Source organism: Stenotrophomonas maltophilia, assembly GCF_047497515.2.
Taxonomy (GTDB): Bacteria; Pseudomonadota; Gammaproteobacteria; order Xanthomonadales; family Xanthomonadaceae; genus Stenotrophomonas.
The window spans coordinates 346,366-369,620 of record NZ_JAXAXL020000003.1 but is presented as its reverse complement, the minus strand read 5'-3'; the positions used below and the strand labels follow the sequence as shown (position 1 = coordinate 369,620).

At 66.1% G+C, this 23,255-nt stretch carries 14 protein-coding genes; 7 read left to right on the top strand and 7 right to left on the bottom strand.

Annotated features, from left to right (window positions below):
* The first annotated feature begins 583 nt into the window (after positions 1–583).
* The 5 genes from ACMZPQ_RS08570 (at position 584) to ACMZPQ_RS08550 (ending at position 9,408) form a co-directional block, all read left to right on the top strand.
* Positions 584–1,969: an aldehyde dehydrogenase family protein gene (locus ACMZPQ_RS08570; RefSeq protein WP_197584397.1), complete on the top strand. Its 1,386-nt coding sequence runs from the start codon at positions 584–586 to the stop codon at positions 1,967–1,969.
* A gap of 63 nt (positions 1,970–2,032) precedes the next feature.
* A complete protein-coding gene (locus ACMZPQ_RS08565) occupies positions 2,033–3,673 on the top strand; it encodes an acetolactate synthase large subunit (protein ID WP_197584399.1) in 1,641 nt (546 codons plus the stop codon).
* 153 nt (positions 3,674–3,826) lie between these two features.
* A complete protein-coding gene (gene lysS / locus ACMZPQ_RS08560) occupies positions 3,827–5,338 on the top strand; it encodes a lysine--tRNA ligase (RefSeq protein WP_197583924.1) in 1,512 nt (503 codons plus the stop codon).
* 205 nt (positions 5,339–5,543) lie between these two features.
* Positions 5,544–6,683 (top strand): cyclic di-GMP phosphodiesterase response regulator RpfG, encoded by a 1,140-nt coding sequence (rpfG, locus tag ACMZPQ_RS08555; RefSeq protein WP_197583925.1) that lies wholly within the window; start codon positions 5,544–5,546, stop codon positions 6,681–6,683.
* 544 nt (positions 6,684–7,227) lie between these two features.
* The gene (locus tag ACMZPQ_RS08550; RefSeq protein WP_197583929.1) at positions 7,228–9,408 is read left to right on the top strand and encodes a response regulator; all 2,181 of its coding nucleotides are present in this window, start codon (positions 7,228–7,230) and stop codon (positions 9,406–9,408) included.
* A 12-nt stretch (positions 9,409–9,420) separates the two neighbouring features.
* On the opposite strand, the gene rpfF is transcribed toward ACMZPQ_RS08550, so the two are convergent.
* From rpfF to betI, 5 genes are all read right to left on the bottom strand, one after another.
* On the bottom strand, positions 9,421–10,290 hold the full coding sequence (gene rpfF / locus ACMZPQ_RS08545; RefSeq protein WP_197583926.1) for a diffusible signal factor synthase RpfF: 870 nt from the start codon (positions 10,288–10,290) through the stop codon (positions 9,421–9,423).
* 199 nt (positions 10,291–10,489) lie between these two features.
* A complete protein-coding gene (locus tag ACMZPQ_RS08540) occupies positions 10,490–12,166 on the bottom strand; it encodes a long-chain fatty acid--CoA ligase (RefSeq protein ID WP_197583928.1) in 1,677 nt (558 codons plus the stop codon).
* A gap of 219 nt (positions 12,167–12,385) precedes the next feature.
* The gene (betA, locus tag ACMZPQ_RS08535; protein WP_006441623.1) at positions 12,386–14,068 is read right to left on the bottom strand and encodes a choline dehydrogenase; all 1,683 of its coding nucleotides are present in this window, start codon (positions 14,066–14,068) and stop codon (positions 12,386–12,388) included.
* Positions 14,069–14,169: 101 nt separating this feature from the next.
* A complete protein-coding gene (gene betB / locus ACMZPQ_RS08530; protein WP_197584209.1) occupies positions 14,170–15,642 on the bottom strand; it encodes a betaine-aldehyde dehydrogenase in 1,473 nt (490 codons plus the stop codon).
* 39 nt (positions 15,643–15,681) lie between these two features.
* Complete coding sequence (gene betI, locus ACMZPQ_RS08525; RefSeq protein ID WP_008264954.1) at positions 15,682–16,272, bottom strand: transcriptional regulator BetI; 591 nt, start codon at positions 16,270–16,272, stop codon at positions 15,682–15,684.
* Between the two features lie 170 nt (positions 16,273–16,442).
* Here betI and ACMZPQ_RS08520 point away from each other — a divergent pair, with 170 nt between their 5' ends.
* Entirely contained in the window at positions 16,443–17,993 is a 1,551-nt protein-coding gene (locus tag ACMZPQ_RS08520; RefSeq protein WP_197584211.1) for a BCCT family transporter, read from the top strand.
* 138 nt (positions 17,994–18,131) lie between these two features.
* Here ACMZPQ_RS08520 and acnA read toward each other — a convergent pair whose 3' ends face one another.
* A complete protein-coding gene (gene acnA / locus ACMZPQ_RS08515) occupies positions 18,132–20,885 on the bottom strand; it encodes an aconitate hydratase AcnA (RefSeq protein WP_197584010.1) in 2,754 nt (917 codons plus the stop codon).
* Between the two features lie 172 nt (positions 20,886–21,057).
* On the bottom strand, positions 21,058–21,960 hold the full coding sequence (locus ACMZPQ_RS08510) for a LysR substrate-binding domain-containing protein (protein WP_197584013.1): 903 nt from the start codon (positions 21,958–21,960) through the stop codon (positions 21,058–21,060).
* A 109-nt stretch (positions 21,961–22,069) separates the two neighbouring features.
* Between ACMZPQ_RS08510 and ACMZPQ_RS08505 the strand changes: the two genes are divergently transcribed.
* On the top strand, positions 22,070–23,191 hold the full coding sequence (locus ACMZPQ_RS08505) for a 4-oxalomesaconate tautomerase (RefSeq protein ID WP_049455868.1): 1,122 nt from the start codon (positions 22,070–22,072) through the stop codon (positions 23,189–23,191).
* Positions 23,192–23,255: the final 64 nt, after the last annotated feature.

Sequence of the window (23,255 nt, the reverse complement as noted above, 5' to 3'; positions counted from 1 at the left end):
CCAAGCTACATGGCGATCGTCGAGATCCAGGCTCACACGGCGGCCCACGCCGGCTCTCGACACCTACGCTGCCAGATTCCGATCAGATAAGGCTTGGCAGCCGCATCCATGCGGCTGACACCCCGCACTCCGACACCGCCCCGCCTCAGACAGATTTCGCGCGGTTGTTGGTAGGTGTCGACCTTGGTCGACACATCTGTCAGATATCGATATTCACGATGTGATCCGACCCCGTGCCGACCAAGGTCGGCACCCACCAACAGCAGCAGGAAACCGTCGAAGGCGGGGTGGGTCCGGTTGCGGGGGCGTGAGCCGCATGGATGCGGCGACCGAGCTTACATGGACGTGCTTGCAGCGGCCCCCGCAACCGGGCCCACCCCGCCATCCCACGGATAGCCTGCTGTTGCTTCGGCTGTTGCTGTTGCCTCTGCGGGTGCAGGGCGCAGCCCTGCCGATAACCCCATTCAGGCAGGTAAGTGCAGGTCACAGGATAAGCACACGCCTTGTTGCCTTTGGCATTCGGGTCCACATTCCTGTGCAGGAGACGGGCCACTGCCCGTCGTCGAGACACCAGGAGACCTGCATGTCCGCTGCCCCCAGTACTGCCATTTCCCGCGACCCTGCCACCGGCCAGCAGATCGCCAGCCATCCCTTCGCCACCGACGCCGAACTGGAGGCGATCCTCGACCGCGGCCAGGCCGGCTTTGCCGTCTGGAGCGCAACCAGCCTCGAACAGCGGGCCGGCGTGCTGCACGCAATGGCTGCCGTACTGCGCCGTGATCGTGAAAAGCTGGCCGCGCTGGCCACCGCCGAGATGGGCAAGGTCCAGGCCGAAGCGCTGGCCGAGATCGAGAAATGCGCTGTGCTGTGCGACTGGTACGCCGACCACGGCGCGCAGTTCCTGCGCGACGAACCGACCCAGGTGCCCGATGACAAGGCCTACGTGTCCTACCTGCCGCTGGGCGTGGTGCTGGGCATCATGCCGTGGAACTTCCCATACTGGCAGGTGATGCGTGCGGCGGTGCCGATCCTGATGGGCGGCAACGGCTTCCTGCTGAAGCCGGCCGAGAACATCGTCGGTACCGCGCGGCTGCTGGATGCCGCCTGGCGTGATGCCGGGCTGCCGGAAGGCACCTTCATTGCCGCCAATATCAGCCGCGAGGGCACCAGCCGCGCGATTGCCGATGACCGTATCGCCGCGGTGACCCTGACCGGCAGCGTGGCGGCCGGTCGCAGCATCGCCGCCCAGGCCGGGCAGGCGCTGAAGAAGGTGGTGCTGGAGCTGGGAGGCTCGGACCCGTTCATCGTGCTGGCCGATGCCAATCTGGATGCCGCCGTCGATGCGGCGGTGGCCTCGCGCTTCCAGAACACCGGGCAGGTCTGCATCGCCGGCAAGCGCATCATCGTCGAAGACGCAGTCTACGACCGGTTCGTGGCGCAGTTCTGCCAGAAGGTGCAGGCGCTGACCATTGGCGATGGCCGCGACCCCGGCAACCGCATCGGCCCGATGGCGCGCCAGGATCTGCTTGAGCAGCTTGATGCGCAGGTGCGCGCCTCGGTGGAGGCCGGTGCGCAGCTGCTGGTCGGTGGCCATCAACTGGAGCGCCCGGGCGCGTTCTATGCACCTACCGTGCTGGCCGGCGTGGAGCCGGGCATGCAGGCCTTCGATACCGAGACCTTCGGCCCAGTGGCGTCGATCAGCCGCGCGCGCGATGCCGACCATGCGGTGGAACTGGCCAACCAGAGCGAGTTCGGCCTCAGCGGCAACCTGTGGACCGGCGACCGCGCGCGCGCGATGCAGCTGGCGCGCCGGATGCAGACCGGCGGCGTGTTCGTCAACGGCTTCTCGGCCTCCGACCCGCGCGTGCCGATCGGTGGTGTGAAGAAGAGCGGCTTCGGCCGCGAGCTTTCGCACTTCGGCATCCGCGAGTTCGTCAACGCGAAGACCGTGTGGTTCGACAAGCCTTGACGCGCGGCTCTCATCCTTCCTGCAACGATCCACCATCAGTCCAGCGAAAAGGACGGCATTCCAATGTCCAAGGGTTCAGACCTGCTCGTCGCCGCACTTGAGAACGAAGGCGTCGAGCGTATTTTCGGCATCCCCGGCGAGGAAAACCTCGACGTGGTCGAGTCACTCCGGCATTCCAGCATCGAGCTGGTCATCACCCGCCACGAGCAGGCAGCGGTGTTCATGGCCGCCACCTATGGGCGCCTGACCGGCAAGCCCGGCGTGTGCCTGGCCACGCTCGGCCCGGGCGCGCTCAACTTCACCACCGGCGCCGCGTATGCGCTGCTGGGCGCGTGGCCGGTGATCATGATCACCGGTCAGAAGGGCATCGTTGCCAGCAAGCAGGCGCGCTTCCAGATCGTGGACATCGTCAGCACGATGAAGCCGCTGACCAAGCAGGCGCGGCAGATCGTCTCGGCGCGCACCATTCCCACCATTGTCCGTGAAGCGTTCCGCGTTGCCCAGGAAGAGCGTCCCGGCCCGGTGCTGCTGGAGCTGCCGGAGGACATCGCGGCCAACGAGGTCGAGGGCGTGGCGTTGATTCCGCCGCACGCGGTGGATCGCCCCATTGCCAGCCCGGAGGCGCTGGTCCGTGCGGCGGAGATCATCCGCAATGCCAAGCGTCCCTTGCTGATGATCGCTTCGGCGGCGTCGCGGCCACAGTCCAGCGAGGCGCTGTCGGCGTTCGTGCTGCGGGCCGGCATTCCGTTCTTCACCACGCAGATGGGCAAGGGTGCGGTGGCCGGTGGCTCGGGCCTCTACATGGGCACCGCGGCGCTGACCGAGCGCGATTACGTGCACATGGCGATCGACCAGGCCGATGTGATCGTGACCATCGGTCACGAGGTCACCGAGAAGCCGCCGTTCGTGATGCGCCCCGGCGGCCCGACCGTGATCCACATCGGTTACTCGCAGGCGGCGGTGGAGCAGGTGTACTTCCCGCAGGTGGAGGTGATCGGTGACATCGGCCGTTCGCTGACCCAGCTGGCCGACCGCATTGAAGGGGCGGTGCCCAATGCCGATGCGCTGCTGCCGCTGCGCGCGACCATCCTGGAGCATCTGGCCGATCGTGCCGAGGAGGCCGGCTTCACCCCGCAGCGGCTGGTGCATGACGTGCGCCAGGTGATGCCACCGGACGGCATCGTGGCGCTGGACAATGGCATGTACAAGATCTGGTTCGCCCGCAACTACCGTACCCAGGTGGCCAATACACTGCTGCTGGACAACGCGCTGGCGACGATGGGCGCGGGCCTGCCGTCGGCGATCATGGCATCGATCCTGTACCCGCAGCGGCGGGTGCTGGCGGTGTGTGGCGATGGCGGGTTCATGATGAACAGCCAGGAGCTGGAGACCGCGCGCCGGCTGGGGCTGAACCTGGTGGTGCTGATTCTCAACGACGGCGCCTACGGGATGATCCGCTGGAAGCAGGCGGTGGACGGTTTCACCGACTACGGCATGACCTTCAGCAACCCGGATTTCGTCAAGTATGCAGAGGCCTATGGCTGCAGGGGCCACGAGGTGACCGCCATCGAGCAGTTCATCCCGACCCTGGAAGCGGCGTTCAATGAGGGTGGGGTGCACCTGGTGTCGGTGCCGATCGACTATTCGGAGAACGAGCGGGTGCTGGTGGACGAGCTGCGCCAGGCGTTTCCCGGAAACGGCTGAGGCGGGGCTGCGGGTGCCGAACGGGGTCAGATCCCTTTGCGCCGCAAAGGGATCTGACCCCTCGCCGGGCCGGGGCAGGGTGCTTTTGGTATGCTGTGCAACCGGCTGTGCCGGGCGCAGCATCCCCCCTCACTACACGATTCCCGCAGATCCATGAGCGAAGCTACCGATACCCCCCCCGTCGACGAAAACAAGTTGATCGCCGAGCGCCGTGAGAAACTCAAAGCGCTGCGTGGGCAGGGCATCGCGTACCCGAACGACTTCCGTCGCGAGGACTTCGCCGGGCAGCTGCAGGCCGAATTCGCCGATGCCGAACAGTGGACCGCCGAGGCGCTGGAAGGCAACGGCCGCCAGGTGAAAATGGCCGGCCGCCTGATGGCCAAGCGCATCATGGGCAAGGCCAGCTTCGCGCAGATCCAGGACGAGTCCGGCCGCATCCAGCTGTTCCTGCAGGGCGCCGTGCTCGGTGATGCCTACACCGCCTTCAAGGGCTGGGACGTGGGTGACATCATCGCGGTGGAAGGCGGCCTGACCCGCACCAAGACCGGCGAGCTGTCGGTCAAGGCCGAGTCGATCCGCCTGCTGACCAAGTCGCTGCGCCCGCTGCCGGACAAGTGGCACGGCCTGGCCGACGTCGAGCAGCGCTACCGCCAGCGCTACGTCGACCTGATCGTGACCCCGGAATCGCGCGCGGTCTTCATCAAGCGCTCCAAGATCATCCGCGCCATGCGCGCGTGGCTGGACAATCGCGACTTCCTGGAAGTCGAGACGCCGATGATGCATTACATCCCCGGCGGCGCAGCGGCCAAGCCGTTCACCACCCACCACAACGCGCTGGACCTGGACCTGTACCTGCGCGTGGCGCCGGAGCTGTACCTCAAGCGCCTGACCGTGGGTGGCCTGGAGCGCGTGTACGAAATCAACCGCAACTTCCGCAATGAAGGCGTCAGCACGCGCCACAACCCGGAATTCACCATGATGGAGCTGTACGAGGCGTATGCCACGTACAACGAGATCATGGACCTGACCGAAGGCGTGATCCGTGATGTGGCCCTGGCCGTGAACGGTGGCACTGAAGTGGAGTGGGACGGTGCCAGGATCGACCTGGGCCCGGCGTTCCGCCGCTGGCGCATGGACGAGGCTGTGCGCCACCACAACCCGGAAATCTCCGCCGCCGACTGCACCGACCGCGATGCGCTGCTGCGCCATTGCGAGCGCTTGAAGATCCGCGTCAAGCCGTCCTACGGCTGGGGCAAGCTGCTGCTGGAGATCTTCGAAGCGACCGTCGAGCACACCCTGATCCAGCCGACCTTCATCACCGACCATCCGGTGGAGGTCTCGCCGCTGGCCCGTGCCAATGACAATGACCCGGGCTACACCGATCGTTTCGAACTGTTCGTCAACGGCAAGGAGCTGGCCAACGGCTTCTCCGAGCTGAACGACCCGGAAGACCAGGCCCAGCGCTTCCAGGCCCAGGTGGCGGCGAAGGAAGGTGGCGACGACGAGGCCATGCACTACGACGCCGACTACATCCGTGCGCTGGAGTACGGCATGGCGCCGACCGGCGGCCTCGGCATCGGCGTTGATCGCCTGGTGATGCTGCTGACCGGCAGCAGCTCGATCCGTGACGTGCTGCTCTTCCCGTACATGCGCCCGGAGCAGTAAGCCGCGTTTCTGACGTCTGTTTGTGCGCGCCGTCGCGAAATGAGACGGCGCGATTGACGCGTCCCGCACTCGGCGTATCGTTAATGCACTACCTTGACGTCTGTTATGGCTTGATCGGCGCCAGGGGGATGGGGCATTGTGGAGAGTCCGCTTCACAATGCGATGACGATCATGAACCGGGACGTATGACACGGGAGTCAGGCCGATGCAGGGTGCGAGCGTTCGCAGCGGCAGAGTATCCTCGCCTGCTGATGATCCAGCATGGTCGAGAAACCAGGCAGAGTACGCGTTGAACATCGTCATTGTTGACGACCAGACGTCCGCGCGGACGATGCTGCGTCATGTCATTGAAGACATCGCGCCGGAACTGAGCGTGTATGACTTCGGTGATCCGCTGACCGCGTTGGCCTGGTGCGAGGCGCATCCGGTCGATCTGCTGCTGCTCGATTACCGCATGCCGGAGATGGACGGGCTGGAGTTCGCCCGCCGTTTCCGTCGCCTGCCCAAACACCGCGACATCCCGGTGATCCTGATCACCGTGGTCGGCGACGAGCCGATCCGGCAGGCTGCGCTGGAAGCGGGCGTCATCGATTTCCTGGTCAAGCCGATCCGCCCGCGCGAACTGCGTGCGCGCTGCTACAACCTGCTGCAGCTGCGCCAGCAGACCGAGAACGTCAAGCAACGCGCGCTGTCGCTGGAACAGCGCCTGCTGGCGAGCATGCATGAGGTCGAGGAGCGCGAGCGCGAAACCCTGTCGCGGCTTGCGCGCGCGATCGAGTTCCGTGATGCCGGCACCAGCGCCTACCTGGAGCGCATGGCGCGCGTGGCCGGCCTGATCGCCGAACAGCTGGGCCTGCCCGAGGAGGACGTCAAGCTGATCGAGATGGCGGCGCCGCTGCACGACATGGGCAAGATCGCCATTCCCGATGCCGTGCTGCTCAAGCAGGGCAAGCTCAACGACGAGGAGCTGGCGATCATGCGCCGGCACCCGCGGATCGGCCATGAGCTGCTCAGCGGCAGCCAGAACCGTTTCATCCAGGTTGGCGCGTTGATCGCACTGCGCCATCACGAGCGTTACGACGGCAGCGGCTACCCGGATGGACTGGTGGGCGAGGCCATCCCGCTGGAAGCCCGCATCGTGGCCGTTGCCGATGTCTTCGATGCGCTGATTTCGCCCCGTCCGTACAAGGAAGCATGGACCATGGACGCCACACTGGCGTATCTGTACGCCCAGCGTGGACGACTGTTCGACCCGCGCTGCGTGGATGCGCTGATGCGGGGTCACCAGCAGTTGATGGACATCTGCGCCCAGCACTCGACGGCATCGACGCGACCGGGTGCGTGACATGCAGGACCTGTTCGCACGCGTGAAGCGCCGGCTGGCGCAGCGTCCGGATTCGGAGCATGGCCAGGCGATCGTGCGGGTGGTGCTGATCTCGCTCATCCTGGTCTATGTGCTGCTGTCGGGTGCCCGCCTGCATCGGCTGGAGCAGTACCAGGGCACGCTGGCGACGGTGCTGGCCGGGCTGGGCCTGTCGATGCTGCTGTTCGGCTGGCTGCTGTGGAAGCCGGGCCGCTCGGATGCGCGTCGGGTGGTCGGGATGCTGGCCGACTACGGCCTGATCGCGGTCGGCATGATCCAGATGGGCGAACCGCTGGCCTGGGTCTACGCGGTGGTGATGTGGGTGACGGTCGGCAATGGCCTGCGCTTCGGGCCGCGTTACCTGGCTGCCGCCATCGTGCTGGCGATGGCCAGTTTTGGCGCCACGGTACTGTTGACGCCGTACTGGCGGGCCAATCCCGGCCTCGCCCTTTCCCTGTGGTTGGGCCTGCTGGCGGTACCGTTGTGCTGTTCTTCCCTGCTGCGCCGAAGGATGCGACATCCGACCATGGATAACCTGCCCGCCGCTGCCGCCGATTCCCGCTCGCTGCTGGCCCGCTTCAGGCAGCGCCTGTCCGGGCGCGAGGACAGCGAGCACGCGCAGAACCTGATCCGCATCGTCATCACCGCGCTGTTCATCGGCTACCTCGGCTGGCGCTCACTCAGTGGCGGCGGTGAAGCGCTGACCACGACCTGGCTGATCCTGGCCTTCGAACTGACCATCTCCGCCGGGCTGCTGACGGCGATCCTGGTCCATCCGGGTGTGTCGCACGTGCGCCGGGTGATCGGCATGCTGACCGACTACACCTGCATGGCCTGGATCATGACCATCCAGGGTGAGCCGGCCGCGCCGCTGTATGCGGTGATGCTGTGGGTGACGATCGGCAACGGCATGCGCTACGGCAGCACTTACCTGCGCGTAGCCACCGCCATGGGTTTCCTGGCATTCCTGTGCACGGTGATGCTGTCGCCGTACTGGCGCAGCCACGACTACCTTGGCTGGGGCCTGCTGCTGGGCCTGGGCGCGATTCCGCTGTACTTCGATTCGCTGCTGCACGCCTTGACCCGCGCGGTAGCCGAGGCACGCCAGGCCAACGAAGCCAAGAGCCGCTTCCTGGCCAACATGAGCCACGAGTTCCGCACGCCGTTGAATGGCCTGGCGGGCATGACCGAAGTGCTGGCGACCACCCGCCTGGACGACGAGCAGCGCGAGTGCCTGAACACCATCCAGGCGTCCACCCGCAGCCTGTTGGCGCTGGTGGAGGAGGTACTGGACATCTCTGCGATCGAGGCCGGCAAGGTTCGCGTGGAGTGGCATGAGTTCGCGCTGTCCGACGTCCTGCAGGCGATCAACCTGATCCTCACGCCGCAGACCCGTTCCAAAGCGCTGGATTACCGCGTGCAGGTGGACGACAACGTGCCACCCCGCCTGTTGGGTGACGCCGGCCATCTGCAGCAGATCCTGCTGAACCTGATGGGCAATGCGGTCAAGTTCACCGACAGCGGGTATGTGCACCTGCGCGTCTCCAGCCACGACGCGCTGGGCAGCGAGCGTGTCCGGCTGCGCTTCGAGATCGTCGACAGTGGTATTGGCGTGCCGCTGGCCCTGCGTGGACGCCTGTTCAATGCGTTCGAGCAGGGTGACGTCGGCTTGGCACGGCGCCACGAAGGCACCGGCCTGGGCACGGCCATCGCCAAGGGACTGGTCGAGTCGATGGGCGGGCAGGTCGGCTACGCGCCGAACAGTCCGCGCGGCAGCGTGTTCTGGGTCGAGATCACGCTGGACGTGGCCAACGCTTCCGCGGCACCGGCGGCGCCGTTGGAGGTGAACGAAGCCGGCAATGTCATCGCCTTCTCCAATCCGTTCCTGCGCCATCGCGCCCGCGTGCGCAGCCTGCGGGTACTGGTGGCCGACGACCACGAAGCCAATCGCATGGTGCTGCAGCGCCTGCTGGAGAAGGCCGGGCACAAGGTCACCTGCGTCAACGGTGGCGCCGAAGTGCTCGATGCTCTTGAGCAGGCCAGTTATGACGCGGCGATCGTCGACCTGCACATGCCGGGCATGAGCGGCCTGGACCTGCTCAAGCAGCTGCGGGTGATGCAGGCCAGCGGCATGCCCTATGTTCCGGTGATGGTGCTCAGCGCCGATGTCACCCCCGAATCGATCCTGCGTTGTGAACAGGCCGGCGCCCGCGCCTTCCTTGCCAAGCCGGTGGTGGCCACGCGCCTGCTGGAGGTGCTGGCCGATGTTGCGGCCAACACCCGCCCGGAGGCGGGCATCCAGTCGGTGCCCGCGCTGCCGGTCGGCGATGGCGTTCTCGACACCGCAGTGCTGGATGAGCTCGCCTCGCTGGGCATGGGCGATGGCTTCGAACGCAAGTTCATCGACCAGTGCCTGGTGGACGTCGACGCGAGCATGGGCCAGCTGCAGGCCTGCGGTGAGCGCCAGGCCTGGGAGGACTTCCGCGAGCACGCCCATGCATTGCGTGGCGTGGCGAGCAACCTGGGCCTGGTCCAGGTTGCTGCCTCCAGTGGCGAGATCATGCGCATGGCGGATTGGCAGCTGAAGGGCGAGTGGATCACCCGCCTCGCCAGCCTGACGACCGCGTTGCGCAACGGCAGGAACGCGCTGGCGGCCCGCAGCGCGGGCGCGCCACACCGCGATGACAGTGAGCGCAACCCGTCCTGAACCGCCAGCCTGTCAGGCCGGGTCGCCATTGCGCCGGGCCTGCGCCCGCACCAGTCGGTCCATGGTGCGCAGGGACTTCTCACCGAGCTGCATGGCGGTGTCGACCCAGATCTCGGTGATCCGCATCATCTCGTGCAGCGGCACCATGGTGGCGATCTCGTTGACCTCGCGCATCGCGGCCCGCGCATGCGGAATGCGCTTGCTGTCCTTGATCACCTGCTCGACCGCGGCGACGCCTTCGCCGACCGGCACCACGATGTCGACCAGGCCCATCTCCTTCAGCTGGCGGGCGGTGTAGAGATTGCCTTCCAGCATGAGCTTCTCGGCCTGGCGTGGGCTGATCCGCTGGCACAGGAAGGAATAGGCGCCCATGCCGGGGAACAGGTCGAACAACACTTCCGGCAGGCCCATCAGCACGCCTTCCTCGGCGACGATGGTGTGGCAGCTCAATGCGGCTTCGAAGCCGCCGCCGAGTGCGTTGCCCTGGACCAGCGCGATGCTGTGGGCGCGGACGCCGAGGCCGGCATGGAAGGCATGCACGCCGCGCACGCAGCGCTGGGCGTAGTCGAGCAGGCGGGCACGATCGCCCTCACGGATCAGGCGGCAGAACAGTTCAAGATCGCCGCCCAGGTTGAACACATCGCTGTCCGAGGCCAGCACGACGTGAGGTGACAGGGTATGCGAGGCGCTGAGGCGATCGCCCAGTTCGCGCTGGTAGTCGACGATGTCATCGACCAGGCGCGAGGCGAAGCAGGGCCGGCCCGGCTGGTTGGCCAGGTTGGCGTGCATATGGATCCAGTAGACATCCCGCTCGGCTTCTTCGGTGATGCGCAGGGTGGGGTGCTGGGACGGGCGGGTGATGATGGGGCGTACTGCGGACATGGGAGTTCTCCGTGTGACCGTCCGGCCAACCGCTGTGCGGACGGAGAAGAGTGAGGGGGTGAGCTGAACGTGCGGCGGCGACTGATTCTATGCACCCGTCGTGAACCGCCCGCAAGCGTTGTGCCGGCCATGTTCCGGCAACAAAAAGGCCCCGCCGTCGCCGGCGGGGCCCCTGGAGATTGCCGCTGTCCGGAAACCCTTACGGGGCGGGCGTATCACGCAGCTCGCGACGGAGAATCTTGCCGACATTGGTCTTCGGCAGCTCTTTTCGGAATTCTACGATTCTGGGGTGTTTGTAACCGGTCAGGTTTGCCCGGGCGTGTTCCTTGACCATTTCCGCGGTCAGGTTCGGGTCCTTCTTCACGATCACGACCTTGACCACTTCGCCGGATTTCTCGTCCGGAACGCCGACCGCGGCCACTTCCAGCACGCCCGGCATCATCGCGATGACATCCTCGACTTCGTTCGGGTACACGTTGAAGCCGGACACCAGGATCATGTCCTTCTTGCGGTCGACGATGTAGAAGAAGCCGTGCTCGTCCATCTTCGCCATGTCGCCGGTGTGCAGCCAGCCGTCGGCGTCGATGGCCTTCTCGGTTTCATCCGGGCGCTGCCAGTAACCCTTCATCACCTGCGGGCCCTTGATGCACAGTTCACCGACATCGCCCAGCGGCAGGATGTTGCCGTTGTCGTCCTTGATGCAGGCATCGGTGGACGGAATCGGCAGGCCGATCGAGCCGTTGTACTCGGGCAGGGTGAGCGGATTGATGCAGGCCGCCGGCGAAGTTTCGGTCAGGCCGTAGGCTTCGACCAGGGTGACGCCGGTGGTCTTCTTCCAGCGCTCTGCCACCGCGCGCTGCACCGCCATGCCGCCGCCCAGGGTGAACTTGACCGAGGAGAAATCGATCTCGTCGAAGCCGGGTGTGTTGAGCAGGCCGTTGAACAGCGTGTTGACGCCGGTGATGGCGGTGAAGCGGGTGCCCTTCAGCTCCTTGACGAAGCCCTTCATGTCGCGCGGGTTGGTGATCAGGTGGTTGCAGCCACCGAACTTCATGAAGACCAGTCCGTTCGCGGTCAGCGCGAAGATGTGGTACAGCGGCAGGGCGGTGATGATGACTTCCTTGCCCGGCTCGATGCCCGAGGTGGACAGCCACGCCGACGCCTGCTGCATGTTGGCGATCAGGTTGCGGTTGGTCAGCATCGCGCCCTTGGCCACGCCGGTGGTGCCGCCGGTGTACTGCAGGAAAGCGATGTCGTCGTGATCGATCTCGACCTTCGGAAGCGTGTGGCGGCTGCCCAGCTTGAGCGCCTGTCTGAAGCGGACCGCGCCCTTGACGTGGTAGTTGGGCACCATCTTCTTGATGTACTTCAGCACGAAGTTGACGATCGCACCCTTGGCGCCGAGCAGATCGCCCAGGCCGGTGGTGATCACGTGCTTGACCGGCGTATCGGCGATGACCTGCTGCACGGTGTCGCCGAAGTTGTCGACCACCACCAGGGCACTGACGCCGGCATCGACCAGCTGGTGCTTGAGTTCGCGCGCGGTGTACAGCGGGTTGACGTTGACCACGGTGAGGCCGGCGCGCAGCACGCCGAAGGTGGCCACCGGGTACTGCAGGCAGTTGGGCATCATGAGGGCGACGCGGTCACCCTTCTTGAGCTTGAGCTCGCCCAGCAGGTAGGCGGCGAACTGGGTGACCAGCGCATCGGTCTCACCATAGGTGATGACCTTGCCGAAGCTGGAGTAGGCGGGACGGTCGCGGAACTTCGCGACGGAAGCGTCGAAGACCGAGGCGACCGAATGGAACTCGTTGACGTCGATTTCGGCGGGAACGCCTTTCGGATAGCTCTGCAGCCAGGGACGATCCAGACTCATATTCCCCCTCCAGGAATCGTGATGTATTAGGTTCCGGCCTGAGCGTATCGACAATGGCCGGTCATTGCAGCATACCCCGCCGTAGGGAAAACGCGAAGAGGCCCCGTAGGGCCTCTTTGCTCGGTAGTGCCGGCCGCTGGCCGGCATCTGCCGCAATCGGGATGTCGGGCAATGCCGGCCAGCGGCCGGCACTACCGTGGCCCGCGGGGGCCGACTTCGTCAGCCCTGCTTGCGCACCGGTGCGCCGTTGGCCTTGTAGTACGGCGCGGTGCTGCGGGCGAGCGGGGTGCGGCCGCGGATCACGTCGGCCAGCTTCTCGGCCATCATGATGGTCGGCGCGTTGAGGTTGCCGGTCACCACCTGCGGCATGATCGAGGCATCGACGATGCGCAGGCCTTCCAGGCCATGCACGCGGCCCTGGCCATCGACCACCGCCATCGGATCATCGGCGTGGCCCATCTTGTTCGAGCACGACGGGTGGTAGGCGGTCTCGGCATGCTCGCGCACGAACGCATCGATCTGCGCGTCGGTCTGCAGTGCGCTGCCCGGCGAAATCTCGCGGCCGCTGTACGGTGCCAGTGCCGGCTGCGCGAAGATCTCGCGGGTGATGCGGATCGCCGCGCGGAATTCGCGCCAATCCTGGTCATGCGACATGTAGTTGAACAGGATGCTCGGATGTTCGCGCGGGTCCTTCGAACGCACGTGGATGCGGCCGCGGCTGGGCGAACGCATCGAGCCCACGTGCATCTGGAAGCTGTGCGCCTTGATCGGGTTGGAGCCGTTGTAATTGATCGCCACCGGCAGGAAGTGGTACTGCAGGTTCGGCCAGTCGAACTCGGCGTCGCTGCGGATGAAGCCGCCGGCCTCGAACTGGTTGCTGGCGCCGATGCCGGTACCCAGGAACAGCCATTCGGCGCCGATCGCCGGCTGGTTGTACAGCTTCAGTGCTGGCGCCAGCGACACCGGCTTCTTGCACTCGTACTGCAGGTACATCTCAAGGTGGTCCTGCAGGTTGGCGCCGACGCCCGGCAGGTGGTGCACCAGGTCGATGTCGAGGCTGCGCAGCAGGTCGGCCGGGCCGACGCCCGAACGCTGCAGGATCTGCGGCGAGGCGATGGCGCCGCCGCACAGCAGCACTTCGCGGCGCGCGGTGGCACGCTGCGGCTGGTCGTTGTGCAGCCACTGCACGCCCACCGCACGCTTGCCCGAGAACAGGATGCGGTCGGTCAGCGCGTGGGTGACGATGGTCAGGTTCGGGCGCGGCTTGGCCAGGTCCAGGTAGCCGCGGGCGGTGCTGGAGCGACGGCCCTTCGGGGTGACCGTGCGGTCCATCGGGCCGAAGCCTTCCTGCTGGTAGCCGTTGAGGTCGTCGGTGCGCGGGTAGCCAGCCTGCACGCCGGCTTCGACCATCGCCGCGAACAGTTCGTTGTTGCCGGCCTTCGGCGTGGTCACGCGCAGCGGGCCGTCGCCACCGTGGTAGTCATTGGCGCCGATGTCGCGGGTTTCCGCCTTGCGGAAGTAGGGCAGGCAGTCCAGGTAGGTCCAGTCTTCCAGGCCCGGCATGCTGGCCCAGTTGTCGTAGTCCATCGCGTTGCCGCGGATGTAGCACATGCCATTGATCAGCGACGAGCCGCCCAGGCCCTTGCCGCGGCCGCAGTCCATGCGGCGGTTGTTCATGAAGGGCTCGGGGTCGGTCTTGTACGCCCAGTTGTAGCGCTTGCCCTGCAGCGGGAAGGCCAGCGCCGCCGGCATCTGGGTGCGGAAGTCGAGCCGGTAGTCCGGGCCACCGGCTTCCAGCAGCAGCACGCTGACATCGGCATCTTCGGTGAGGCGGGTGGCCAGCACGTTGCCGGCCGAACCGGCGCCGATGATGATGTAGTCGTACTCGTTATGGGTGCTCATGGGTGTCTCCTGCAGGCCGGGGCGCGCTGCATGCAGGCGTCCCGGCGGAATGTCGGATCGGCACGGTGGCCGGACGATGCGGCGCGCTCGGGGCGCGCCGGTCAGAACACGCTGGCGTAGTCGCCCAGCTCGACCTGCACCGACTTGATGCGGGTGTAGTGGCCGAGGGTGGAGATGCCGTTCTCGCGGCCTACGCCGGATTCCTTGTAGCCACCGACCGGCATTTCGGCCGGCGATTCACCCCAGGTGTTGATCCAGCAGATGCCGGCTTCCAGGCGGTGGATGATGCGGTGGGCGCGGCTGATGTTCTTGCTGACCACGCCGGCAGCGAGGCCGAAGGTGGTGTCGTTGGCACGGCGAACCACTTCGTCTTCGTCGTCGTAGGCGAGGATGCTCATCACCGGCCCGAAGATCTCTTCCTTGGCGATGGTCATGTCATCGCGGCAGTCGGAGAACACGGTCGGCAGCACGTAGGCGCCGTCGGCCAGTGCGCCTTCGGTGGCACGGCCACCGCCGGTCAGCAGGCGGGCGCCTTCAGCCTTGCCGCTTTCGATGTAGCGCAGCACGTTTTCCATGTGCGGGAAGCTGGTCAGCGGGCCGAAGTTGGTCTCGGCGGCCATCGGGTCGCCGATGCGGATGCGCTTGACGCGCTCGACAACGGCGGCTTCGAACGCGGCCAGCATGCTGCGCGGCACGAACACGCGGGTGCCGTTGGTGCAGACCTGGCCGGAGCTGAAGAAGTTGGCCATCACCGCGATGTCCGCGGCGCGGTCGAGGTCGGCGTCATCGCAGATCACCAGCGGCGACTTGCCGCCCAGCTCCATGGTCACTTCCTTCAGCGACGAGGAGGCGGCACTGGCCATCACCTTCTTGCCGGTGGCGACGCCGCCGGTGAAGGAGATCTTCTCGATCACCGGGTGCTCGGTCAGCCACTGGCCGATCTCGCGGCCCGGGCCCTGCACGACGTTGAACACGCCAGCCGGCACGCCGGCTTCGGTGTAGATCTCGGCCAGCCGGATCGCGGTCAGCGGGGTCACTTCGGACGGCTTGAACACCATCGCGTTGCCGGCGGCCAGCGCCGGGGCCGACTTCCACATGGCGATCTGGATCGGGTAGTTCCAGGCGCCGATGCCGGCGACCACGCCCAGCGGTTCGCGGCGGGTGTAGAAGAAGCTCGATTCGCGCAGCGGCAGTTGGATGCCTTCGATGGCCGTGGCCAGGCCGGCGTAGTACTCGACCACGTCGGCACCGGTGACGATGTCCACGGTGGTGGTCTCGGCCAGCGCCTTGCCGGTGTCCAGGGTTTCCAGGTGGGCCAGCTCATCATTGCGCTCGCGCAGGATCTCGACGGCGCGGCGCAGGATGCGCGAACGCTCCATTGCGGTCATCGCGGCCCACACCTTCTGGCCTTCGGCCGCGCTCTGCACGGCGCGCTCGACGTCGGCCTGGCTGGCGACCTGCACTTCGGCGATCACCTCACCGGTGGCCGGGTTCACCGACTTGAAGGTCTTGCCGCTGGTGGCATCGACGCGCTGGCCGTGGATGTACAGCTGTTGGACGGGCAGGGTGGTCATGGGGGCGTACTCCTTGGAAGGGGGCGGGTGCTGAAGCGCTTATAGCGCGGCAGCCTGCAACTGGAAGTCGATGTAGCCGTAAGCGATGCGCCGGGACTTCTCGGCATTGAACTGGCCGCCGACCAGGCTGCCGCGCAGCCACAGGCCGTCGATCATCGCGGCCAGGCCGCGGGCGGCCAGGCGGGCCTGCGGGTGGGGCAGCAGGCGGTTGAACTGGTGGCACAGGTTGGAGAACAGGCGCTGGTCGTTGGCGCGCTGCAGCCGGGCCAGTTCCGGCTGGTGCATGCTCGCGGCCCAGAAAGTGAGCCAGACGCGCATGGCGGTGCCGTTGATCTGGCTGTCATCGAAGTTGCCATCGACGATGGCGCGCAGCTGGTCGCGCGGATCGTCGCCGACGTCGGCGCGGTAGCGCGCAACGGCATCCTTCAGCTCACGCAGGATCTGCCGCATTGCAGCATTGAGCAGGCCGTCCTTGTCGCCGAAGTAGTGGGCAACGATGCCGCTGGACAGCCCTGCCTTCTTCGCGATGGTGGCGACGGTCGCATCGGCCATGCCGATCTCGTCGATGGTCTGGAAAGTGGCCCGGATCAGCTGTTCGCGCCGTACCGGTTCCACGCCTTTCTTCGGCATTGTCTCTCCACGGATTGCGACCCGAAGAATCGGGCTGTCCGTCATTATGCTTTTTATTGATTGAACGTTCAATCAATAAACCCTAGGATGCGCTCGCGCCCCACGCCATGGGCCCGGTTTACCGGTCCGGCCCCGCCCATGTGCTCCCTCGGACTTGATGAGACGACCCCATGTCTTCCCTGGCTCATCCCAAGCGTTCGCCCCTGCGCTTGAACCGTTTTGTGTTCTTCAGTTCCTCGGTGTCGATCGGCATCCTCGGGCTGCTCACCGTTCTCTATCCCGAAGGCAGCGAGCACTGGCTGCAATGGGCGCAGGCCGAGGTCTCGGCGGCGTTCGGCTGGTGGTACATGCTGCTGATCGTGCTGTGCCTGGGCTTCGTGCTGTGGCTGGCGTTCTCGCCGTATGGCCGCATCCGGCTGGGCCACAACGAGGAATCGCCGGCCTTCGGCTACGTGCCCTGGGTCTCGATGCTGTTCTCGGCCGGCATCGGCATCGCGCTGCTGTACTACGGCGCCTACGAGCCGCTGGATCACTTCCTCAATCCGCCCGGGCAGCCCGGCGGTACCGTGGCCGCCGGCCGCGAGGCGATGGTGCTGACCTTCCTGCATTGGGGGCTGCACGGCTGGGCGCTGTACGCGCTGGTGGGCGTGGCGCTGGGCTATTTCGCCTACCGCCGTGACCTGCCGCTGGCGCTGCGCTCGGCGCTGTACCCGATCTTCGGTGAGCGCATCCATGGCCGCATCGGCGATATGGTCGATGGCTTCGGCATCCTGGCCACGCTGATCTCGATGGTGACCAACCTCGGCATCGGTGCGCTGGTGGTGCAGTCCGGCCTGGTCTACCTGTTCCACATTCCGGACACGCCGCAGGTGCTGGTGGCGATCGTGCTGGTGATGATGGTGGTCGCCACCATCGGCGTGGTGGCGGGTGTGGAGAAGGGCATCGCCTGGCTCTCCAACCTCAACGTGCGGCTGCTGTGCGGCCTGCTGTTGTTCGTGCTGGTCGCCGGCCCGACCCTGCACCTGTTCGACGGCCTGATCCAGAACACCGGCGACTATCTGGGCGCGTTCGTGCGCAAGAGCTTCGACATGTACCTCAACGACCCGAAGGGCCGTGAGTGGATGGGCTCGTGGACGCTGTTCTACTGGGCGTGGTGGATTGCCTGGGCACCGTTCGTGGGCCTTTTCGTGGCGCGCATCTCGCGTGGCCGCACCATCCGCGAAGTGATCATGGGCGTGCTGCTGATTCCGCTTGGCTTCACCCTGGCGTGGCTGTCGATCTTCGGCAATACCGCCATCGACCTGGTGCTCAACCACGGCCAGGCGGTGCTGGGTGAGGTGGCCCAGCACGATGCGGCGATGACGCTGTTCAAACTGCTGGAATACCTGCCCGCCGCGCCCTACGTGGCCGGTGCCGCGGTGGTGATCGGCTTCGTGCTGTTCCTGACCCCGGTCGATTCGGGCACATTGATGATCGCCAACCTGTGCACGCGTCGCGTCGACGATGGCGTGGAAGATGGCCACGACGCGCCGATCTGGCTGCGCGTGTTCTGGGCGGCCGGCATCACCGTGGCCAGTGTCGGCCTGCTGCTGGCCGGCAACTTCAGTGCGATGCAGACGGCGGTGGTGCTGTGCGGCCTGCCGTTCTCGTTCACCCTGGCGTTCTACATGTGGGGCCTGCTGAAGGCGTTGCGCACCGACCCGGACGCACCGCGCCGTTGACCGGGCCCCGACGTTGCCTGTGACGCAGTAGAGCCAGACCATGCCTGGCTGCGAAGAAACCAGAAGGGCCGGATCCGCGAGGATCCGGCCCTTTTGTTGGATGGTCGACTGACAGTCGACTCTACCCACGGTAGGGCGTTACTTGTTGGCCAACTGGCGCAGCACGTACTGCAGCAGGCCGCCATGACGGAAGTACTCGACTTCCTTCGGGGTCAGCAGCATCACCGAAACCTCGAAGGTCTTCTTCGTGCCATCCGCCTTGGTTGCGGTGACGGTGGCACGCTTGCTGGCACCGTCCTGCAGGCCGGTGATGTCGATCACTTCCGAGCCGTCCAGGCCCAGGCTCTGCGCATTCTCGCCGTTGCGGAACTGCAGCGGCAGCACGCCCATGCCGACCAGGTTGGAGCGGTGGATGCGCTCGAAGCTCTCGGCGATGACCGCCTTCACCCCCAGCAGCAGGGTGCCCTTGGCCGCCCAGTCGCGCGACGAACCGGTGCCATACTCCTTGCCGGCCAGCACCACCAGCGGCACCTTGTCGGCCTTGTACTTCATGGCCGCATCGTAGATCGCCAGCTTCTCCGGCTGGCCACCGCCGGCCGGGTAGTACAGGGTGTTGCCGCCTTCCTCGCCACCGAACATCAGGTTCTTGATGCGGATGTTGGCGAAGGTGCCGCGGACCATCACGTCATCGTTGCCGCGGCGGCTGCCGTAGCTGTTGAAGTCGGCCGGCTGCACGCCGCGTTCCTGCAGGAAGCGGCCTGCCGGCGAGTCCTTCTTGATGTTGCCGGCCGGGGAGATGTGGTCGGTGGTGATCGAATCGCCGAACAGGCCCATCACGCGTGCGCCATGCACGTCGTCGATGCTGCCGGTCTGCATGGTCATGCCATCGAAGTACGGCGGGTTCTTGATGTAGGTGGAGGCGTCGCTCCACTCATACAGGTTGCCGTCCGGCGAGGCGATGGTGTTCCAGCGGGTGTCACCCTTGAACACATCGGCATAGTTCTGCTTGAACATCTCCGGGCCGATGGTGGCGGCGATGACGTCGCCGATTTCCTTGTTGCTCGGCCAGATGTCGCGCAGGAACACCGGCTGGCCATCGCTGCCGGTACCCAGCGGCTGGGTGGTCAGGTCGATGTCGGTGGTGCCGGCGATGGCGTAGGCCACCACCAGCGGCGGGCTGGCCAGGTAGTTCATCTTCACTTCGGGATGCACGCGGCCCTCGAAGTTGCGGTTGCCCGACAGCACCGAGGTGACCACCAGGTCGCCGGCGGCGATGCCGGCGCTGACTTCGGTGGGCAGCGGGCCGGAGTTGCCGATGCAGGTGGTGCAGCCGTAGCCGACCACGTAGAAGCCGATCTTCTCCAGCTCCTTCAGTACGCCGGCCTTTTCAAGGTAGTCGGTGACCACGCGCGAGCCCGGGCCGAGCGAGGTCTTCACCCACGGCTGGCGGTTCAGGCCCTTGGCGGCCGCGTTGCGGGCCAGCAGGCCGGCACCGATCATCACCGCCGGGTTGGAGGTGTTGGTGCACGAGGTGATGGCGGCGATGGCCACCGCGCCATCCTTCAGCCGCACCTTGCGGTTCTCGATCTCGATGTCGGCGAAGCCCTTGGCCAGCTGCTCGTTGCCGACCGCCGCACCGCCGCCTTCATTGACGAACGAAGACACATCATCACTGCGCTTGTCGCGGTTGGCGGTCATGCCCACCAGCGCTTCGCGGTAGTTCTTCTGCACGTCTTCCAGCAGCACGCGGTCCTGCGGGCGCTTCGGGCCGGCCAGCGACGGCTTCACCGTGCCCATGTCCAGTTCCAGCGTGGTGCTGTACTGGGCATGCGGGCTGCCCGGCTCGTGCCACAGGCCCTGCGCCTTGGCGTAGGCCTCGACCAGGTTGATCTGCGCTTCGCTGCGGCCGGACAGGCGCAGGTAGTTCAGTGATTCGGCGTCGATCGGGAAAATGCCGCAGGTGGCGCCGTATTCCGGGGCCATGTTGCCGATGGTGGCACGGTCGGCCAGCGGCAGGTGCTGCAGGCCATCGCCATAGAACTCGACGAACTTGCCGACCACGCCCAGCTTGCGCAGCATCTGGGTAACGGTCAGCACCAGGTCGGTGGCGGTGGCGCCCTCGGGCAGCTTGCCGGTCAGCTTGAAGCCGACCACCTGCGGGATCAGCATCGACGACGGCTGGCCGAGCATGGCCGCCTCCGCTTCGATGCCACCCACGCCCCAGCCGAGCACGCCGATGCCGTTGATCATCGTGGTGTGGCTGTCGGTACCGAACACGGTATCGGGGTAGGCCACCGCCTTGCCGTCCTTGTCCGCCGTCATCACTACGCGGGCCAGGTTTTCCAGGTTCACCTGGTGGACGATGCCGGTGTTGGGCGGCACCACCTTGAAGTTGTCGAAGGCCTTCTGGCCCCAGCGCAGGAAGCCGTAGCGTTCCTGGTTGCGCTGGAATTCGATCTTGCCGTTGAGGTCCAGCGCATCGGGCTTGCCGAACACATCGACCTGCACCGAGTGGTCGATGACCAGTTCGGAGGGAATCTGTGGGTTGATCTGCTCGGGCGAGCCGCCCAGCTTGACCACGGCGTCGCGCATCGCGGCCAGGTCGACCACGCAGGGCACGCCGGTGAAGTCCTGCAGGACCACGCGCGCCGGCATGAAGGCGATTTCGGTGTCCGGTTCGGCGCTGGGCTGCCAGCGTGCCACCGCTTCGATGTGGTCGGGGCCGACGGTGGCACCGCCGTCCTCATGCCGGAGCAGGTTCTCCAGCAGGATCTTCATCGAGTAGGGCAGGTGGGAGATATCGAAGCGCTGGCCGAGCTTGGGAAGGCTGAAGTAGTCGTAGGTCTTGCCGCCGACGTCCAGCTGGCTGCGGGTGGAGAACGAATCGCTCATGCGGGGTAACTCCTTCTTGCGGATGGCTTGCACTGGCCCGCCGTGGCAGACCTGCTTGCGTTTGCCGGTGGCGTTCCGGCCGCCGGATCCCCACCAGTATGGCCGAGCGGGGAGGGGCCAGAACGCCCTTGGCGCAGGACGCAAGGTTACATGGCTGTATGTAGTGCCGATGTCACGGTTTGCCGCGCCACTGGCTCATCAGCATCTGCAGGAAGCGTTCGGCGGTGGGCGAGAGCAGGGCGCCGCGACGGCGCACGATGCCGATGGTGCGCGACACCACCGGGTTGCCGATCGGGCGGGTCACCAGGATCGGGTGGTCGCCATCGGGGGTGGCCATCTTCGGCAGCACCGAGACACCGATGCCGGCTTCGACCATGCCCAGCGAGGTGGACAGGTGGGTCACCTCGTAGTGCCAGCTCAGTTTCAGGTTCTCGCGTGCCAGCGCACCGTCGAGCAGGGTGCGGTTGCCGCTGGTGCGATGCACGGTGATCAGCTGGTGCTGGGCCAGATCGGCCCATTCGACCTTGCGCTTGCGGGCCAGTGGATGGTCGCGGCGGCAGGCCAGCACGAACGGATCTTCGGCCAGCACGTCGAAATCAAGGTTGGGATCGTTGGCACCCATGAAGTTGATGCCGAATTCCACTTCGCCACGTTCCACCGCCTGCAGCCCTTCGGTGGCCGGGATATCCAGGATGCGGAAGCGCACGTTCGGGTGCGCCTCGTGGAAGCGTGCCATCACGCTGGGCAGGAAGTAGAACGCCGCCGTCGGCAGGCAGGCGATGGTCACCGTGGCGCCGCGGGTGTCGTCGCGCCCGCGCAGTGAAAACAGCGAGCCGTCGAATTCCTCCAGCATACGCCGCACCAATGGCAACAGGTTCTCACCCACGGCGGTGGTGCTGACGCTGCGCGTGGTGCGCTCCAGCAGCGGTGAGCCGACGGCCTGTTCCAGTTTCTGGATGCGGCGGCTGAGCGCGGGCTGCGATACGTGCAGGCTTTCGGCGGCGCGATGGAAGCTGCGTGTCTCGGCAACCACGAGGAACGCGCGAAGATCCAGAATCTCGCAATTGATGCTCATGGGGTATCAATCATCCAAAAATCAGCAATTCACAGATCAATTGGTGTCATGCCAGTATCGAATCACAGAGGGGGTATTCATCCCCTATACGCATCAATCTAGCACACGTATGTCCAACGATCTGCTCAGCATTCCCTGCGTGCTCATGCGCGGCGGCACCTCCAAAGGCCCCTTCTTCCTGGCATCCGACCTGCCGGCGGACACCGCCCAGCGCGACCGCCTGCTGCTGGAAGTGATGGGCTCGGGCCACCCGCTGCAGATCGACGGCATCGGCGGGGGCAACGCGCTGACCAGCAAGGTGGCGATCATCGACCGCTCCAGCCGCGCCGACGCCGACGTGGACTATCTGTTCGCCCAGGTGCGGGTGGAGCAGCAGGTGGTGGATACCTCGCCCAACTGCGGAAACATGCTGGCGGCCGTCGGGCCCTACGCCATCGAGCGCGGGCTGGTGCAGGCACAAGACCCGCAGACCCGGGTGCGCGTCTTCAACGTCAACACCGGCAAGCTGATCGTGGCCACGGTGGAAACGCCGGGTGGTGAGGTGGTCTACCGCGGTGATACGCGGATTGCTGGCGCGCCCGGCTCGGCCTCGCCGGTGCGGCTGTCCTTCCTGGATGCGGCCGGCGCCCGTACCGGCAAACTGCTGCCCAGCGGGCATGCCCAGGAAACCATCGACGGCGTGGCGGTAAGCCTGATCGACTGTGCGATGCCGATGATGCTGGTGCGCGCCGAGGATCTGGGCGTGCGCGGCGATGCCTCACCGGCCGAACTGAATGCGGATGCGAGCCTGCTTGCCCGTCTTGAAGCGCTACGCATCGAAGCCGGCGCCCGCATGGGCATCGCCGATGCCGGCAACAAGGTGATTCCCAAGCCGGTGCTGCTTTCCGCGCCGCAGCACGGCGGCCACCTGCAGGTGCGCTATTTCATGCCGCATCAATGCCATACCGCGCTGGCAATCACTGGCGGGGTTGGCCTGGCCACGGCCGCGGTCACGCCGGGCACGCTGGCCAACACTTTCGTCGGATGCCTGGGCCTGCCCGGCAGCATTACCCTCGAACATCCGAGCGGGGTCCTGGACGTGGGCCTCAGCCGAAGCTCGGACGATGCGCCGGTGGTTGCCAGCGTGGTCCGTACCGCCCGCCGCCTGTTCGAAGGCCGCGTGTTCGCGACCTCGCCGGCAACCGCCGAGATCTGTTCCACCCAAGCCCGCCAATGGACTTCAGCGGCATGACCTGAAACCGGTCGGGCCCGCGCGGCCGCGCGTGGCCGGCCACCACAACGTAGATGCTTCACTC